The sequence below is a fragment of the Sphingomonas rubra genome, assembly GCF_900115745.1.
Lineage (GTDB): Bacteria > Pseudomonadota > Alphaproteobacteria > Sphingomonadales > Sphingomonadaceae > Sphingomonas > Sphingomonas rubra.
Map to the genome: position 1 here is coordinate 231,371 of NZ_FOXP01000002.1, position 16,524 is coordinate 247,894.

Here is a 16,524-nt window from a genome sequence, read left to right on the forward strand (position 1 = left end):
TGATGGAGACGATCTCCACCGCGCGCGCGCACGGGGGATGCCAGGGCGTGTACCGGCATCGCTCGTCGGCGACGGGCACGGACATGACCTTCTCCGTCTTCGTGCCGGCGCATGACGAGGGCGAGGTGCTGCCGGTGCTGTGGTATCTGTCGGGGCTGACGTGCACGCACGCCAATGTGACTGACAAGGGCGAGTATCGCGCAGCGTGCGCGGCCGGGCGGGTGATCCTGGTCGCGCCGGATACGAGCCCGCGGGGCGAGGGCGTGGCCGACGACCCAGCATGGGATTTCGGGCAGGGCGCGGGCTTCTACGTCGACGCGACGGCGGAGCCATGGGCCGCGCATTTCCGGATGTGGAGCTACGTCACCGACGAGCTGCCGGCGCTGGTCGCGGCGGAGTTCCCCGCCGACATGGCGCGGCAGGGGATCACCGGCCACTCGATGGGCGGGCACGGGGCGCTGACGATCGGGCTGCGCCACCCCGATCGGTATCGCAGCGTCTCCGCCTTCGCGCCGATCGTCGCGCCGTCGCAGGTGCCGTGGGGCGAGAAGGCGTTGGGCGGCTATCTGGGCGACGATCGCGCCGCGTGGCGGCGGCACGACGCGGTGGCGCTGATCGAGGACGGGGCCCGGCTGGCGGAGCTGCTGGTCGACCAGGGGGCGGACGACCAGTTCCTGGCGGAACAGCTGCGACCCGAACTGCTTGCCGAGGCGTGCGAGGCGGCGGGGATCGACCTGACGCTCCGGCTGCATCCGGGATATGACCACAGCTATTATTTCGTCTCGACGTTCATGGGCGACCACGTCGCCTACCACGCCGAGCGGCTCTGGAGGACGACATGAGCGATCTGGTGGAGGATGACGGCAAGGTCGCCGTGCCGCCGCACGTCGCCGAGGCGGTGCGGACGCTGATCGAATGGGCCGGCGACGATCCGGCGCGTGAGGGATTGCTCGACACGCCTAAGCGGGTGGCGCGCGCGTGGAAGGAATATTGCGCGGGGTACGGCGAGGACCCGGCCCGCCACCTGTCGCGCGTGTTCGAGGAGGTCGGCGGCTACGACGAGATCGTGCTGCTGCGCGACATCCCGTTCCAGTCGCATTGCGAGCATCACATGGCGCCGATCATCGGGCGCGCGCACATCGCCTATCTGCCCAAGGACCACGTCGTCGGCATCTCCAAGCTGGCGCGGGTGCTGCACGGGTTCGCCAGGCGGTTGCAGGTGCAGGAACGGCTGACCGCCGAGGTGGCGGACTGTATCTGGGACCATCTCCGCCCGGTCGGCGTCGCGGTGGTGATCGAGGCGACGCACGCCTGCATGACCGCGCGCGGGGTGCGGACGCCCGGCGTGTCGATGACGACCAGCCGGATGATGGGCGTGTTCCGCGACGACGAGCGCAGCCGGCGCGAGGTGCTGGCGCTGATGGGGATGAACAAGGGGTGAGGGTGTCCCTGTGAGAATCCTGGTCACCGGTGGTGCGAAGCGGCTGGGCGCGGCGATCGTGCGGCGGCTGGCGACGGACGGGCACGCGGTGGTGATCCACTATGGCCGCTCGCGCGAGGAGGCGCGCGCGCTGGCCGACGAGGTCGGCGCGGCCGGCACGGTGCAGGGCGATCTCGCCGCGGTGGAGACCGCGGCGGACCTGTTCGCGCGCGCGGTGGAGGTGGCGGGCGGGCCTATCGAGGGGCTGGTCAACTCGGCGAGCCTGTTCGAGTATGACCGGCCCGGGGCGGTGGATGCGGCGCTGGCGGCGCGGCTCACCGCGGTCAACTGCACGATGCCGACGCTGCTGGCGCAGGCACTGGCCGCGCAAGGGGTGGAAGGTGCGGTGGTCAACATCCTCGATCAGAAGCTCGCCAATCCCAACCCGGACTTCTTCTCCTACACCTTGTCCAAGGCGGCGCTGGCGGAGGCGACGGTGCTGATGGCACAGGCGCACGCTCCCCAGGTCCGCGTCAACGCGGTTGCGCCCGGACTGACGCTGCCGAGCGGCGACCAGACCGCGGAGCAATTCGCGGGCGTAGCGTCGGCCAACCTGCTCCGGCATCCGGTCGGGGCGGAGCGGGTCGCGGCGGCGGTGGCGTGGCTGCTGGGGGCGGAGAGCGTCACCGGGCAGACGGTGTTCGTCGACGCGGGACAGCGGTTCGTGAAGGCCGCGCGCGACGTGATGTTCGATGACTGAGTACACGATCGTGCTCGACCGGCTGGACGTGGCGATGCGGCTGGGCATCCACCCGCACGAGGCGGCGCCGCAGCGGGTGCGATTGTCGGTGCGGATGACGGTTGCCTATCCGGCGCCGGTGTCGGGCGACCGGATCGAGGAGGTGCTCGACTACGATTTCGTGCGCGCCGGCGTGCTGGCGATGGCCGAGGGGCCGGGCTTCGCGTTGCAGGAGAGCCTGTGCGACGCGGTAGCGGCGCTGTGCCTCTCCGACCCGCGGGTGCGCGAGGTGCGGGTCGGGTCGATGAAGCTGGACGTCTACCCGGACGCGCGCGTGGGGTGCGAGGTGGTGCGGGCGTCTTCGTCACCCCGAACCTGACAGGGCCCCGGCCTTCGCCCGGGAGCGGAGATGGAGATGCGGGGTAGGGGCGTCAGCGTTCCAGCCGGCCGTCGCTCAGCGCCTCCGCCTCGAACGGGAAGAGGATGTCCGGATCGGGCAGCGGCACGTCGTGGGCGATGTCGGCGGGGGCGGTGCGGTGGAGGAGGTGGCGGAGGATCGCCGTTCGCGCCTCGTGCTTGTCGTCGGCGCGGATGCAGGTCCAGGGCGCCAGCGGCGTGTGGGTGCGCGTCAGCATGGTGTCGCGGGCGGCGGTGTAGGCGTCCCACTTGGCTTCGGCGACCTTGTCGAGGTCGGAGACCTTGAGCTGCTTGAGCGGGTCGTTGCGCCGCTTCTCCAGCCGGTGGGCCTGCTCGTCCTTGGAGATGTCGAGCCATAGCTTGACCAGGCGGATGCCGCTCTCGACCAGCATGCGCTCGAAATCGGGGGCGTCGCGCAGGAACTCGGCCTGCTCGGCGGTGGTGGAGAAGCCCATCACCACCTCCACCCCGGCGCGGTTGTACCAGGAGCGGTTGAAGATTACGAGCTCGCCCGCCGCGGGGAGGTGGGGGACGTAGCGCTGGAAATACCATTGCGTCCGCTCGCGGTCGGACGGTTTGGGCAGGGCGACGACGCGGGTCAGGCGGACGGAGAGATGCTCGGTCAGCCGCTTGATCGCGCCGTCCTTGCCTGCGGTGTCGCGGCCCTCGAAGATCACCACGGTGCGCTCGCCGGAATGGGCGGCGGCGAGCTGCATCTCGACCAGGGCACGTTGCAGGTCGTCGGTCTTCTTGCCCATGGGACCTCCTTCTATGCCCGGTTCGCGGCGCTGAGCACGGCGCGGACCGAGGCGGTGGCGACGTCGGTGTCGAGGCCGACGCCGAACACCGTGCGGCCGTCGGCCGTGCGGCACTCGACATAGGCGGCCGCCTGCGCGTCGGCGCCGTGGCCGATCGCGTGCTCGTTATAGTCGATCACGTCGAGCGCGGACCCGGTCTCGCCGAGGGCGGCGATCACGCCGGAGATCAGGCCGTTGCCGCGGCCGGCGATCGACCGTTCTTCGCCATCCACCGCGACGCGGCCGACGAACAGGCGATCGCCGATCGTGCCGGTCTCCTCGTAATCGCGCAGCACGAAGCGATCGTCGGGGCTGGGCAGGTAGGTCGCCTCGAACCGGCCCCAGATATCGGCGGCGCCGAGTTCGCGGCTGGTCTCGTCGGCAAGCGCCTGGACGTGGGCGCTGAAATCGGCCTGGAGGCGCTTGGGCAGCTTCAGGCCGCGATCCTGCTCGATCACCCAGGCGACGCCGCCCTTGCCCGACTGCGAGTTGACGCGGATTACCGCTTCGTAGCTGCGGCCGAGATCGGCGGGATCGATGGGGAGATAGGGCACCTCCCACATCTCGTCATTCTGCGCCTGGCGCGCGGCGAAGCCCTTCTTGATCGCGTCCTGGTGGCTGCCGGAGAAGGCGGTGAAGACGAGGTCGCCGGCATAGGGCGTGCGCGGATGGACGGGGATGTTGGTGCAATATTGCACCGTGTTCACCACCTCGTCGATGTCGGCCAGGTCGAGGTCGGGGTCGACGCCTTGCGTGTAGAGGTTGAGCGCGACGGTGACGAGGTCGCAGTTGCCGGTGCGCTCGCCATTGCCGAGGAGGCAGCCCTCGACCCGGTCGGCGCCCGCCATCAGGCCGAGTTCGGCGGCGGCGACGCCGGTGCCGCGATCGTTGTGGGTGTGGATCGAGATCACCGCCGCGTCGCGGTCCGGCAGCATGCGGCAGAACAGCTCGACTTGGTCGGCGTAGACGTTGGGCGTCGCGCACTCGACGGTGGCGGGAAGGTTGAGGATGATCGGGTGTTCGGGCGTGGGGCGCAGCACGTCCATGACGGCGGCGCAGACCTCGACGGAGAAGTCGACCTCCGCCGTCGAGAAGGTTTCCGGGCTGTACTGGAAGGTCCAGTCGGTGTCGGGGCGGCGGGCGGCCTCATCGCGGAGGATCTTGGCGCCCTCCACGGCGATCGCCTTGATCTCCGGCCGGGTCATGCCGAAGACGATGCGGCGCCAGGCGGGGGAGACGGCGTTGTAGACGTGGACGATCGCCGCGCGCGCGCCGTCGAGGCTGGCGAAGCTCGTCTCGATCAGGTCGCGACGCGACTGGGTCAGCACCTGGATCGTCACGTCGTCGGGAACGTGGCCGCCGCGGATCAGGCCGGCGATGAAGTCGAACTCGGTCGCGCCGGCGCTGGGAAAGCCGACCTCGATCTCCTTCAGACCGACGCGGACGAGCAGGTCGAAGAAGCGGCGCTTCTTCTCGGCGTCCATCGGATCGATCAGCGCCTGGTTGCCGTCGCGCAGATCGGTGGAGAGCCAGCGCGGGGCGCGCGTGATCGTGCGGCCGGGCCATTGCCGGTCGGGCAGGGCGATGGGCGTAAACGGGCGGTATTTGACGGATGGGTCGCGCAACATGGTCGGTCCTCGAAAACAGGGAACGGCCGGGTGATACCCCCAGGAGCGCGGGGCCGAACGTGCGCCCCTAGGGGCGGATAAGTCGGTGGTCGGTCATCGTTGCCACGCTCTGCCGATCCGCGGCCGGCTTGTCCAGCGCGACGGAAAGGCGGGGCGAACCGGCGCGTCGTTAGCGAGGATGAAACCATTCAGAGCGCAACGGCGATCGCGTCGGTCAACGGAAGCGAACCATGCGCCAATTACTCTACGTCAGCTCCAGGCCCATGCGGATCGCCGTCAACATCGGCGACATCCTCCACCAGTCGAGGCGGAACAACGGCGCGGCGGGCGTGACGGGATTGCTCTACACCGACGGCACGCGTTTCCTGCAGGTGATCGAGGGGCCGGAGGACGCGGTCGACGAGACGTTCGCGCGGATCAAGGCGGACCCGCGCCACCGGGCCGTCGTGATCCTGTCCGACCGCACGGTCACGACGCGCGAGTTCGGCGACTGGTCGATGGCGCGTCCTCAGGACACCGACGACGAGGACGCGTTCGATGCCCGGCTCGACCGGCTGCTGTCGGGCGCGTCCGACAGCGTGCGCGGCACGTTCCGGGGCCTGGTGGCGGCGCGCCGCGCCGCCTGATCCGTCAGGCCGCGGCGAAGGCGGCGTTGATCGTCAGGTCGACCTTGTCGGACACGACGGGCGTCGCCATGCCGAGGCCGAAGTCGCTGCGGTTGATCGTGCCGGTCGCGCGGAAGCCGAAGTTCAGCTTCTTGTTCATCGGGTTCGCGCCGGCGCCGACGAAGGTCGCCTGCAGCGTCACCGGCTTGGTGATGCCCTTGATCGTCAGGTTGCCGGTGATCGTCGCCTTGTCGCCGGTGGCGCGGACGGCGGTGGAGACGAAGCGCGCAGTGGGATGGTTCGCCACGTCGAAGAAGTCCTTCGACTTCAGGTGATCGGTGAAGCGCGGGGCGGTGGTCGTCAGCTGGTCGGTCTGGAAGGTGACCTCGACCTTGGTGGCGTTCGGCTTCGCCGGATCGATGGTGATCTGGCCGGCGGAGGCGCCGAACTGACCCTGGAGCATCGAGAAGCCCATGTGATTGACCTGCCAGGTCACCTGGGTGTGCGCGGGATCGACCGGGTAGGTGCCGGCGGCGATGCGCGACGCCTGCGGCGCGCCGGGGAGCGCACCTTGCGCGAGAACCGGGGCGGCGAGGACGAGGAGGGCGGTGGCGAGGATCGGGCGCATGGTGGTGGGAACTCCCTGTTTGATGCGCGGCAGAGTGGGGGAGGCGCGCGCGCGCGTCAAACGGGGGCGTGGCGACGGTGCGTTTCTGCTTACTCGCCCTGTCATGCCGCAACCTCTTCCGTCGGTCCCGATCTCTTCCGTCACCCCGGATCAAGTCCGGGGTGACGACTTAGGGAGGGCATCTCGCACGCCGGCCCGTCGGACCCGGCGAAGCCGTGTCCTATGGACCGGCTTCGCCGTGCCGGCCGGGCAAGAACGCGCTCCGCGAGCGAAGCTAAGCTTCGCTTAGTTCCGCTCGCGATCGACGAGCGCGTTCTTGCCGATCCACGGCATCATTCCCCGCAATTCCGCGCCCACCTTCTCGATCGGGTGCGCCGCCGCCGCCTTGCGTGCGGCCTTCAGCTCGGGCTGGCCCGCGCGGTTGTCGAGAACGAAGTTCTTGACGAAGCGGCCGCCCTGGATGTCGGCGAGGACGCGCTTCATCTCCGCCTTGGTCTCGGGCGTGATGATGCGCGGGCCGGTGGTGATGTCGCCGTACTCGGCGGTGTTGGAGATCGAGTAGCGCATGTTGGCGATGCCGCCTTCGTAGAGCAGGTCGACGATCAGCTTGGTCTCGTGCAGGCACTCGAAATAGGCCATTTCGGGCGCGTAGCCCGCCTCCACCAGCGTCTCGAACCCGGCCTGGATCAGGTGGGTGATGCCGCCGCACAGCACCGCCTGCTCGCCGAACAGGTCGGTCTCGCACTCTTCCTTGAAGTTGGTCTCGATAATGCCGGAGCGGCCGCCGCCGACGGCGCTGGCATAAGCGAGGGCGAGTTCGTGCGCGTTACCCGACTTGTCCTGGTCGACCGCGATCAGGCAGGGGACGCCGCCGCCCTTCTGATATTCCGAGCGGACGGTATGGCCGGGGCCCTTGGGGGCGATCATCACGACGTCGAGGTCGGCCCGCGGCTCGATCAGGCCGAAATGGACGTTGAGTCCGTGCGCGAAGGCGATGGCGGCGCCCTGCTTCAGATGGGCGTGCAGGTCGTCCGCGTAGATCGCAGCCTGGTGCTCGTCGGGGGCGAGGATCATCACCAGGTCCGCCCAGGCGGCGGCGTCCTTGTTGGACATGACGGGGAAGCCGGCGGCCTCGGCCTTCTTCGCGGTGGCGGAGCCTCCGCGGAGCGCGACGGCGACGTTCTCGACGCCGGAATCGCGCAGGTTCTGCGCGTGGGCATGGCCTTGGCTGCCATAGCCGACGATGGCGATCTTCTTGCCCTTGAGGAGGTTCAGGTCGGCGTCGCGATCGTAGTAGACTCGCATTTCCTAGTTCCCTTTCGATGAAATGCTCCTGCGACCGCAGGAGACCGGTGTTGCTTGATCCCGGGCTCCTGCGCTCGCAGGAGCATGGCGGTCGGCGTCAGGCGGCCTCGCGGCCGCGGGCGATGGCGACGATGCCGGTGCGCGCGACCTCGACCAGGCCGACTTCCGCCATCAGCGTGACGAAGGTGTCGATCTTCTCGCGGCCGCCCGTCACCTCGAAGACGAAGCTGGCGGTGGTCGCGTCGACGACGCGGGCGCGGTAGACGTCGGCGAGGCGGAGCGCCTCGATCCGGTGGTCGCCCGCGCCCGCGACCTTCACCAGCGCCAGCTCGCGCTCGACATGCGCGCCCTGCACGGTCAGGTCGGTGACGCGGTGGACGGGCACCAGCCGGTCGAGCTGCGCGATGATCTGCTCCATCACGTGCGCCGAGGCCGAGGTGACGATGGTGATGCGGCTGACCGCCTTGTCCTCCGTCACCTCGGACACGGTGAGCGATTCGATGTTGTAGCCGCGCGCGGTGAACAGCCCGGCGATGCGGGCGAGGATGCCGGGCTCGTTGTCGACGACGACGGCGAGCGTGTGGCGGGTGGCGGTTTCTTCTCGGATATGCATTCGAACCTCACTCCCCTCCCTGTCAGGGAGGGGTCGGGGGGTGGGTTGCGTCCGGGGATGTACGGAGAGAGGGGCGCGACGATTGCCGTCGCGCGAGCACTCCACCCACCCCCAGCCCCTCCCTGACAGGGAGGGGAGCATGTTGCGCTACACCAGCGCCCTGGCCTCGTCGTCCATCGTGCCGGATACCTCGTTGGCCTGGAGGATCATGTCGGTGTGCGCCGCACCGCTCGGGATCATGGGGAAGCAGTTGGTGAGCTTCGACACGCGGCAGTCAACCATCACCGGGCCGTCATGCGCGAGCATGTCGGCGATGCCGCCATCGAGCTGATCCATCGTCTCGATGCGAATGCCCTTCCAGCCGTAAGCCTCGGCCAGGCGGACGAAATCGGGCAGCGAATCGCTGTAGCTTTCGGCGTAGCGGCTCTCGTAGGTCAGTTCCTGCCACTGGCGAACCATGCCCATATATTCGTTGTTGAGGATGAAGACCTTGATCGGCAGCCGGTATTGGGTGGCGGTGGCCAGTTCCTGGATGTTCATCTGGATCGACGCCTCGCCGGCGATGTCGATGACGAGCGCGTTGGGGTTACCGAGCTGCGCGCCGATCGCGGCGGGCAGGCCGTAGCCCATCGTGCCCAGCCCGCCGGAGGTCAGCCACTTGTTGGGCTTCTCGAACCCGAAATGCTGCGCGGCCCACATCTGGTGCTGGCCGACCTCGGTGGTGATGATCGGGTTGCGCGCGTGTGTCGCCTCCCACAAGGCGCGGACGGCGCGTTGCGGCATGATCTCGGTCGGCTGGTCGTGGAAGCCGAGGCTGTCCTTCGCCCGCCAGCCGGCGATCCGCTGCCACCAGTCGGACAGGTCGTTCCTGGGTAGCTGGCGCGACTTCCAGACGCGGACCATGTCCTCCATGGCGTGACCGGCGTCGGCGATGACGGCGAGGTCGACGCGGACGTTCTTGTTGACGCTCGACCGGTCGATGTCGATGTGGATCTTGCGGCTGTGGGGGCTGAACGCGTCCAGCCGGCCGGTGACCCGGTCGTCGAAGCGCGCGCCGATCGCGACCACCAGGTCGGCCTGGTTCATCGCCATGTTCGCCTCGAACGTGCCGTGCATGCCGAGCATGCCGAGGAACGCGTCGTGGCTGGCCGGAAAGCAGCCCAGGCCCATCAGTGTCGAGGTGACGGGCGCGCCGGTGATTCGCTGCAGCTCCGCCAGCAGTTGCGACGCGGCGGGGCCGGAATTGATGATGCCGCCGCCGGTGTAGAGGATCGGGCGGTCGGCGGCGGCGAGCATCTCCACCGCGACCTCGATCGCCGAGCGGTCGGCCTTGACCTGCGGGCGGTAGGTCTTGTGCTGGATCGGGCCGGGCTTGCTGTAGCGGGCGGTGGCGACCTGCACGTCCTTGGGGATGTCGACCACGACCGGGCCGGGGCGGCCGGAGGTGGCGATGTGGAACGCCTCGTGGATCGTCGCGCCGAGAAGGGCGGGGTCCTTCACCAGGTAGTTGTGCTTGGTGCAATGGCGGGTGATGCCGACCGTATCCGCCTCCTGAAAGGCATCGGTGCCGATCAGCGCGGTCGGCACCTGGCCGGTGATGACGACCATGGGGATCGAGTCGAGCAGCGCGTCGGTGATGCCGGTGACCGCGTTGGTCGCGCCGGGACCGGAGGTGACGAGGACGACGCCGGGCTTGCCGGTGGAGCGGGCGTATCCCTCCGCGGCGTGGGTGGCGGCCTGTTCGTGGCGGACCAGGATGTGCCTGATCCTTCCCGATCGGAACATCGCGTCGTAGATCGGCAGCACGGCGCCGCCGGGATAGCCGAACACGACCTCCACGCCGAGATCGCACAGCGCCTCGACCAGGATGTCCGCTCCGCTTCGCTCGGTCACTGTGCTTCTCCGGGTGGTGGAGGCGCTGCCCTACGGACCGAGCAACGACGCGTCAACCCGAATGAAAGTTTATTTCGTCTGTGCCACTATTCAAGAAACTTTCTATTCTCCGCCACGATGTTGGTGGCTGGTGGCGGAACCAGGTGACCTGCCGCTTGGCGTAGCGGCGCGTGGCGAGGCGGGCGCGGGCGAGCGCCTCGTCGCGGGTCCACTCTCCGGCCAGATAGCCCGCGATCTCGGGAACGCCGATCGCGCGGAGCACGGGAGCGTCGGGCGGCAGGTCGCGGGCGAGCAGGGCGGCGACCTCCTCGATCGCGCCGCCGTCGAACATCTCCGCCAGCCGCGCGTCGCAGCGGGCGACCAGCGTGTCGCGATCGGAAAGGACGACCACCGCGTCGAGCGCGATCCGCGTGGCGATACCGCCGATGCGGTCGGCCTGCCAGGCGGCGAGCGGGCGGCCGGTGGACAGCGCCACCTCCAGCGCGCGGGCGACGCGGCTGGTGTCGGCGGGGTGGAGGCGCGCGGCGGCGGCGGGGTCCACCGTGCCCAGCCGCTTATGGGCGGCGGCGACGGGCAGCGCGCGGACCTCGGCGCGGATCGCGGGGTCGATGGCGGGCACGGGGGCGATGCCGTCGAGCAGCGTGCGCAGATAAAGCCCGGTGCCGCCGACCAGGATCGGCAGGCTGTTCGCGGCGTGGGCGGCGTCGATCGCGGCGGCGGCATCGGCGGCCCAGCGGGCGGCCGTGCCGTGCTCGGCACCGTCGAGATGCCCGAACAGACGGTGCGGCACGCGCGCCTCCTCCGCGATGCTCGGTCGAGCCGAGAGGATGCGCAGGTCGGCATAGACCTGGCTGGCGTCGGCGTTGACGACCGTGCCGCCGCTCGCCTCCGCCAGGGCCAGCGCGGCGGCGGACTTGCCGCTGGCGGTGGGGCCTGCGATGAGCGCGACCCTGGGGAGGACGGACGTGTTCATTGCCACGCTGATAGCAGCCGAGACGCTGGGGCCGGAAGTCGTCGCGCGGGCGGGCGGGTTGCTCGCCGGCACGGGATGCGATCCGGCGCCGGCCGCGTGGCTCGACGCGGGCAAGGCGGCCGACATTCCCTTCGACCGGGAACCGGCAACGGCGCGGACGGCGCTGGAAGGGGCGCTGGGGCCGGTCGACGTGATCGTCCAGCCCGCCGCCGGGCGCGAGAAGCGGCTGCTGGTCGCCGACATGGATTCGACCATGATTACCGTCGAGTGCATCGACGAGCTGGCCGACTATGCGGGCATCAAGGCGCAGGTGGCGGCGGTCACGGAGGCGGCGATGCGCGGCGAGCTGGATTTCGAGGGTGCGCTCGACGCACGGGTGGCGCTGCTCGCCGGGTTGGACGAGGGGGCGATCGACCGCTGCCTGGCGGAGCGGGTGCGGATCATGGCGGGCGCCGAACTGCTGGTGCGGACGATGCGGGCGCGGGGCGGGCATTGCGTGCTGGTGTCGGGCGGGTTCACGCGCTTCGCGGAGCCGGTAGCGGCGCGGATCGGCTTCGACTGGGCGATCGCCAACGTGCTGCTCGCCGAGGGCGGGCGGCTGACGGGCCGGGTGGCCAAGCCGATCGTCGATGCCGCGACCAAGGAGGCGACGCTGCGCGTGGTGGCGGCCGAGCGCGGGATCGATCCGGCGGCGACGCTGGCGGTCGGCGACGGCGCCAACGACCTGCCGATGATCCGCGCGGCGGGATTGGGGGTGGCGTACCGGGCCAAGCCGATCGTCGCGGCGGCGGCGGGGGCGAGGGTGGAGCATGGCGACCTGTCGGCACTGCTCTACGCGCAGGGGATCGCGCGGGCGGAGTGGGTCGGCGGATGAGGTCTGTTCTAGGGCGGATCGACATTCAACGCTGCGCCTCATCATCCACCCCGGCGAAGGCCGGGGTCCAGCTGGGAGACGCGAACGGTCGGTCGTCGCACCTCTTCCACGACCTTCCCGACTGGACCCCGGCCTTCGCCGGGGTGGGAAAATGCCGAATGTCGACCCGTCCTAGAGCATCGAGCGCGAAAGCCGACCTACTACTGGTCGCCCTGAGGAGGGGCTGAGCTTGTCGGGTTGGTGCACCCTTGCGCTCCATACCGGAAGAGGTTGGGAGGGACTCGAGGAGCCGCCCTGCCGTTGACTCTCGCCTGCCATCGGTCATGATCCCGACACCTTGGGAGCCGAACCATGATGATCGCCGTGGCACTTCTGTTGCAAGCCGTTCAGTCCGCCGCACCGGCTCAGCCGACAACGGTCAAAGCCGCGCCGCCCAAGATGATCTGCCGCACCGTCGGCACTACCGGCAGCCGCCTTGGCGGAAAACGCGTGTGTGCATCCAAGGCGGATTGGGACGCGCGGGAGTTCAACGACCGGCAGACGACGGAGCGGATGTCGGCGAACACCATCTCGGATCGCGGACTATAATTTCCAGCGAACGCTCGTAGCGTCACACTCCTGCTCTAAGGAATGCCGCGGGCGCGAGAGAAGCAGTGCGGTGGAGCGGCTGCGGATCAACCGCGATCAACTGCTCCGACACCCACGGGCCGGCGTGGCGACCTGCTCGTGGCAGGACAGGGTGGATAATGGTCGGGAAGAGAGGATTCGAACCTCCGGCCCCTGCCTCCCGAAGACAGTGCTCTACCAGGCTGAGCTACTCCCCGACGGAGTACCGGGTCGCGGGCCTGCGGGGCCTCGCCGGTGCTTGGAGGCGCGCCTATAGCCAGCGGTTCGGGGGGCCGCAAGGGCTATCGTGCGCGTGGGTACGGCGTTAGGCGGGGGCGTGGCAGGGCGGACATGACCGGGATCGAGATCGTCGCCGCGCTGCTGGGGCTGGCCTGCGTGGCGTTCGGCGTCCGGCGGTCGCTGTGGACCTATCCGTACGGCGTGGGCGCGGTGCTGCTGCTGAGCGCGGTGTTCCTCGATGCACGGCTGTACAGCGACGCAGGCTTGCAGCTCTTCTTCGCGGGCGCGAACCTGTACGGCTGGTGGGAGTGGCAGCGCTCGATCGGCGCGACGGGCGAGGTGGTGGTCGATGCGATGCGCGCGCGACAACGCGTCGGCTGGGCAGCCGCGGCGCTGGCGGCGGCGGCGGCCTGGGGCTGGGTGATGCAGCGGCATACCGACGCCGCCTTTCCCTTCGCCGATGCCGCGATCGCCGCGGCGAGCGTCGCCGCGCAGCTGATGATGGCGCGGCGCTGGTGGGAGAATTGGGTGGTGTGGATCGCCGTCGACTTGGCGGCGGTGCCGCTGTTCCTGGCGCGCGGTCTGTGGATCACGGCGGGGCTCTACGCGGTATATCTGGTGCTGGCGGTGTGGGGGCTGATCGACTGGCGGCGGGCAAGGCACGCGGTCGGGCCGGGGCCGCTGTGACCGGGGCCACTATAACCAAGACCGTGATCCGATCGCTGTGCCTGCACGGACCGGAGAGCACGGGCAAGTCGACGGTGGGCCCGCGCCTCGCTGCCGAGCTGGGCGTACCCTACGTGGCGGAATACGGGCGGACATGGGCGGAGGAGCACGGCACCGACTTCTCGATGGCGGACCTGGTCGCCATTGCCGAGGGGCATGACGCGGCCGCGCGCGCGGCCATGCGGCAGGGGCGCTTCCCGGTGGTGCTCGATACCGATCCGCTGATGACGGCGGCGTGGGCGGAGATGCTGTTCGGTCGGGTCGACCCGTGGTTCGAAGCGTGGACGGGAACGGCGGACCTGTACCTGCTGTTCGACGTCGACCTGCCCTGGGTGGAGGACGGGACGCGGATGTTCGGCACGGCGGCCGAGCGGCGGCGGTTCTTCGACGTGTCGCGGGCGCAGCTGGTCGCGCGAGACTTGCCGTTCGTGACGATCCGTGGGCAGGGCGAGGCGCGGTACGCGGCGGCATTGGCGGCGGTGAGGCAGTTCTGCTAGCAGGGCGGGCGACATGACCACACCGCTCGACCGCATCCGCAATTTCTCCATCATCGCCCATATCGACCATGGCAAGTCGACGCTCGCCGACCGGCTGATCCAGCAGACCGGCGGTCTCTCCGCGCGCGAGATGAGCGAGCAGGTCCTCGACAACATGGACATCGAGAAGGAGCGCGGCATCACCATCAAGGCGCAGACGGTGCGCCTGGCCTACACCGCGGCCGACGGCATCGAATATACGCTGAACCTGATGGACACGCCGGGGCACGTCGACTTCGCCTACGAGGTGTCGCGGAGCCTGGCGGCGTGCGAGGGCGCGCTGCTGGTGGTCGACGCGGCGCAGGGGGTGGAGGCGCAGACGCTCGCCAACGTGTACCAGTCGATCGAGCACGACCACGAGATCGTGCCCGTCATCAACAAGATCGACCTGCCCGCCGCCGAGCCCGAGCAGGTGCGCCGCGAGATCGAGGACGTGATCGGCATCGACGCGTCCGAAGCGGTGCTCGCCTCGGCCAAGTCGGGGATCGGCATCGCCGACATCCTGGAGGCGGTGGTCACCAAGATCCCCGCGCCCAAGGGCGATGCCGACGCGCCGCTGAAGGCGATGCTGGTCGACAGCTGGTACGATCCGTATCTGGGCGTCGTCATCCTCGTCCGCGTGATCGACGGCACGCTCCGCCGCGGCCAGCAGATCAAGTTCATGCAGGCGGGCACCACCCACTTGGTCGACCGGGTGGGATGCTTCCGCCCCAAGATCGAGCAGTTGCAGGATCTGGGGCCGGGCGAGATCGGCTTCATCACCGCGCAGATCAAGGACGTGGCGCAGGCGCGCGTCGGCGACACGCTGACCGATGCCAAGCGGCCCGCCGCGGCGGCGCTGGAGGGCTTCAAGGAGGTCCAGCCGGTGGTGTTCTGCGGGCTGTTCCCGGTCGATGCCAACGACTTCGAGAAGCTTCGTGAGTCGATCTCGAAGCTTCGCCTGAACGACGCCAGCTTCTCGTTCGAGATGGAAACCAGCGCCGCGCTCGGCTTCGGCTTCCGCTGCGGATTCCTGGGGCTGCTCCACCTGGAGATCATCCAGGAGCGGCTGACGCGCGAGTACGACCTGGACCTCATCACCACGGCGCCGTCGGTGGTGTACCAGATCGAGCTGACGCACAACGGCGGTCACATCGATCTGCACAACCCGGCCGACATGCCCGATCCCAACCGGATCGCGACCATCGCCGAACCGTGGATCGAGGCGACGATCTACGTCCCCGACGAGTATCTGGGCTCCATCCTCAAGCTGTGCCAGGACCGGCGCGGCATCCAGAAGAACCTGACCTATGTCGGCGGGCGCGCGCAGGCGACGTACGAGCTGCCGCTGAACGAGGTCGTGTTCGATTTCTACGACCGGCTGAAATCGCTGTCGAAGGGCTATGCCAGCTTCGACTATCACCAGATCGGCAACCGCGAGGGCGACCTGGTCAAGATGTCGATCCTGGTCAACGAGGAGCCGGTCGACGCGCTCAGCATGATCGTCCACCGCGGCACCGCCGAGACGCGCGGGCGCGGCATGTGCGAGCGGCTGAAGGAACTGATCCCGCGCCACCTGTTCAAGATCCCGATCCAGGCGGCGATCGGCGGCAAGGTGATCGCGCGCGAGACGATCAGCGCGATGAGGAAGGACGTGACCGCCAAATGCTACGGCGGCGACGCGACCCGCAAGCGCAAGCTGCTGGAAAAGCAGAAGAAGGGCAAGCTGAAGATGCGCGAGTACGGCAGCGTGCAGATCCCGCAGGAGGCGTTCATTGCGGCGCTCCGGATGGGGGATGAGGCGTAGGCGCAGCGCCCGAGGCTAACGAGTGGATCGCGTAGCGATCCGGGAGTTAGGCGAGGACTAGCGCCAACCCGGCCGACGGCCGGGCGGGCTCGCCGCCACCCGTGCCGTTCGACCACGCGGCGTTGCCGCGGCGGGTGGAGGTTCTTGCTGCCGGCCGGTAGGTTGGGATTTCGGGTTCCGCTGCTTGGCCCTGGATGCCGGGACAAGCCCGGCATGACGGTGGCACGGGTTCGCCCTCACCCTTCCGCCGCTTCGCGGCTCCCTCCCTCTCCCACGAGGGAGAGGGACTATTCGATCTGATCGAGGTAGTCGCCATAGCCTTGCGCCTCCATGTCCGCCTTGGGCACGAAGCGGAGGGCGGCGGAGTTGATGCAGTAGCGCAGGCCGCCGCGGTCGCGGGGGCCGTCGGGGAAGACGTGGCCGAGATGGCTGTCGGCGTGGGTGGAGCGGACCTCGGTGCGGACCATGCCGTGGCTGTGATCGCTGATCTCGCGCGCGGCGGCGGGCTCGATCGGCTTGGTGAAGCTGGGCCAGCCGCAGTGCGAGTCGAACTTGTCGGCGGAGGCGAAGAGCGGCTCGCCGGAAACGATGTCGACGTAGAGGCCGGGCTCCTTGGTGTGGAGATACTCGCCGGTGCCGGGCCGCTCGGTGCCGCTCTGCTGGGTGACGTGGAACTGCTCGGGGGTGAGGCGGGCGATCGCCTCGTCGGTCTTGGCGTAATCGGGCATGGGATGTTCC

The 16,524-nt window shown here is 69.3% G+C and carries 18 protein-coding genes and 1 tRNA gene; 10 read left to right on the forward strand and 9 right to left on the reverse strand.

The genetic code is table 11. The features are described from left to right. The first annotated feature begins 2 nt into the window (after positions 1-2). The 4 genes from fghA to BM145_RS03675 are packed head-to-tail and all read left to right on the forward strand — an operon-like array spanning position 3 to position 2,538. On the forward strand, positions 3-842 hold the full coding sequence (gene fghA, locus BM145_RS03660) for an S-formylglutathione hydrolase (protein ID WP_093331774.1): 840 nt from the start codon (positions 3-5) through the stop codon (positions 840-842). After that, entirely contained in the window at positions 839-1,441 is a 603-nt protein-coding gene (folE, locus tag BM145_RS03665; protein ID WP_093331401.1) for a GTP cyclohydrolase I FolE, read from the forward strand. Before fghA ends, folE begins: the two co-directional genes overlap by 4 nt. 10 nt (positions 1,442-1,451) lie before the next feature. Next, entirely contained in the window at positions 1,452-2,180 is a 729-nt protein-coding gene (locus BM145_RS03670) for an SDR family NAD(P)-dependent oxidoreductase (protein WP_093331403.1), read from the forward strand. Then, positions 2,173-2,538, forward strand: a complete 366-nt coding sequence (locus tag BM145_RS03675; RefSeq protein WP_093331406.1) for a dihydroneopterin aldolase — start codon at positions 2,173-2,175, stop codon at positions 2,536-2,538. Before BM145_RS03670 ends, BM145_RS03675 begins: the two co-directional genes overlap by 8 nt. Before the next feature lie 52 nt (positions 2,539-2,590). On the opposite strand, the gene ppk2 is transcribed toward BM145_RS03675, so the two are convergent. Both ppk2 and leuA read right to left on the reverse strand, forming a co-directional pair. Then, on the reverse strand, positions 2,591-3,334 hold the full coding sequence (gene ppk2 / locus BM145_RS03680) for a polyphosphate kinase 2 (RefSeq protein ID WP_093331408.1): 744 nt from the start codon (positions 3,332-3,334) through the stop codon (positions 2,591-2,593). An 11-nt stretch (positions 3,335-3,345) separates the two neighbouring features. Next, entirely contained in the window at positions 3,346-5,001 is a 1,656-nt protein-coding gene (leuA, locus tag BM145_RS03685; protein ID WP_093331411.1) for a 2-isopropylmalate synthase, read from the reverse strand. A gap of 230 nt (positions 5,002-5,231) precedes the next feature. Between leuA and BM145_RS03690 the strand changes: the two genes are divergently transcribed. Next, positions 5,232-5,627 carry a BLUF domain-containing protein gene (locus BM145_RS03690; protein WP_093331413.1) on the forward strand — a complete coding sequence of 132 codons (396 nt, stop codon included), beginning with the start codon at positions 5,232-5,234 and terminating at the stop codon, positions 5,625-5,627. A gap of 4 nt (positions 5,628-5,631) precedes the next feature. Here BM145_RS03690 and BM145_RS03695 read toward each other — a convergent pair whose 3' ends face one another. The 5 genes from BM145_RS03695 to miaA all read right to left on the reverse strand — a co-directional run bounded on the left by BM145_RS03695 (position 5,632) and on the right by miaA (position 11,018). Then, positions 5,632-6,234, reverse strand: coding sequence for a YceI family protein (locus tag BM145_RS03695; RefSeq protein WP_093331416.1), 603 nt, complete (start codon positions 6,232-6,234; stop codon positions 5,632-5,634). A gap of 285 nt (positions 6,235-6,519) precedes the next feature. After that, positions 6,520-7,539, reverse strand: coding sequence for a ketol-acid reductoisomerase (gene ilvC / locus BM145_RS03700; protein ID WP_093331418.1), 1,020 nt, complete (start codon positions 7,537-7,539; stop codon positions 6,520-6,522). Positions 7,540-7,636: 97 nt separating this feature from the next. Beyond that, positions 7,637-8,152, reverse strand: a complete 516-nt coding sequence (ilvN, locus tag BM145_RS03705; RefSeq protein WP_093331421.1) for an acetolactate synthase small subunit — start codon at positions 8,150-8,152, stop codon at positions 7,637-7,639. 147 nt (positions 8,153-8,299) lie between these two features. Continuing rightward, positions 8,300-10,045, reverse strand: a complete 1,746-nt coding sequence (gene ilvB, locus BM145_RS03710; protein ID WP_093331423.1) for a biosynthetic-type acetolactate synthase large subunit — start codon at positions 10,043-10,045, stop codon at positions 8,300-8,302. Positions 10,046-10,097: 52 nt separating this feature from the next. Then, a complete protein-coding gene (gene miaA, locus BM145_RS03715) occupies positions 10,098-11,018 on the reverse strand; it encodes a tRNA (adenosine(37)-N6)-dimethylallyltransferase MiaA (RefSeq protein ID WP_093331426.1) in 921 nt (306 codons plus the stop codon). Between miaA and serB the strand changes: the two genes are divergently transcribed. Both serB and BM145_RS03725 read left to right on the forward strand, forming a co-directional pair. Continuing rightward, positions 11,011-11,892 (forward strand): phosphoserine phosphatase SerB, encoded by an 882-nt coding sequence (serB, locus tag BM145_RS03720; protein ID WP_245739044.1) that lies wholly within the window; start codon positions 11,011-11,013, stop codon positions 11,890-11,892. The two genes, miaA and serB, sit on opposite strands and share 8 nt — an antisense overlap. A gap of 351 nt (positions 11,893-12,243) precedes the next feature. Further along, positions 12,244-12,480 carry a hypothetical protein gene (locus BM145_RS03725; RefSeq protein WP_093331428.1) on the forward strand — a complete coding sequence of 79 codons (237 nt, stop codon included), beginning with the start codon at positions 12,244-12,246 and terminating at the stop codon, positions 12,478-12,480. Between the two features lie 159 nt (positions 12,481-12,639). On the opposite strand, the gene BM145_RS03730 is transcribed toward BM145_RS03725, so the two are convergent. Further along, positions 12,640-12,716, reverse strand: a tRNA-Pro gene (locus tag BM145_RS03730). 133 nt (positions 12,717-12,849) lie between these two features. Here BM145_RS03730 and pnuC point away from each other — a divergent pair. The 3 genes from pnuC to lepA are packed head-to-tail and all read left to right on the forward strand — an operon-like array spanning position 12,850 to position 15,786. After that, positions 12,850-13,425 carry a nicotinamide riboside transporter PnuC gene (gene pnuC / locus BM145_RS03735; RefSeq protein WP_093331431.1) on the forward strand — a complete coding sequence of 192 codons (576 nt, stop codon included), beginning with the start codon at positions 12,850-12,852 and terminating at the stop codon, positions 13,423-13,425. Between the two features lie 26 nt (positions 13,426-13,451). Continuing rightward, the gene (locus tag BM145_RS03740; RefSeq protein ID WP_093331780.1) at positions 13,452-13,961 is read left to right on the forward strand and encodes an AAA family ATPase; all 510 of its coding nucleotides are present in this window, start codon (positions 13,452-13,454) and stop codon (positions 13,959-13,961) included. Between the two features lie 13 nt (positions 13,962-13,974). After that, complete coding sequence (gene lepA, locus BM145_RS03745; RefSeq protein WP_093331434.1) at positions 13,975-15,786, forward strand: translation elongation factor 4; 1,812 nt, start codon at positions 13,975-13,977, stop codon at positions 15,784-15,786. A 287-nt stretch (positions 15,787-16,073) separates the two neighbouring features. Here the strand turns inward: lepA and msrB are convergent, their stop codons facing one another. Further along, on the reverse strand, positions 16,074-16,514 hold the full coding sequence (gene msrB / locus BM145_RS03750; RefSeq protein ID WP_093331436.1) for a peptide-methionine (R)-S-oxide reductase MsrB: 441 nt from the start codon (positions 16,512-16,514) through the stop codon (positions 16,074-16,076). Positions 16,515-16,524: the final 10 nt, after the last annotated feature.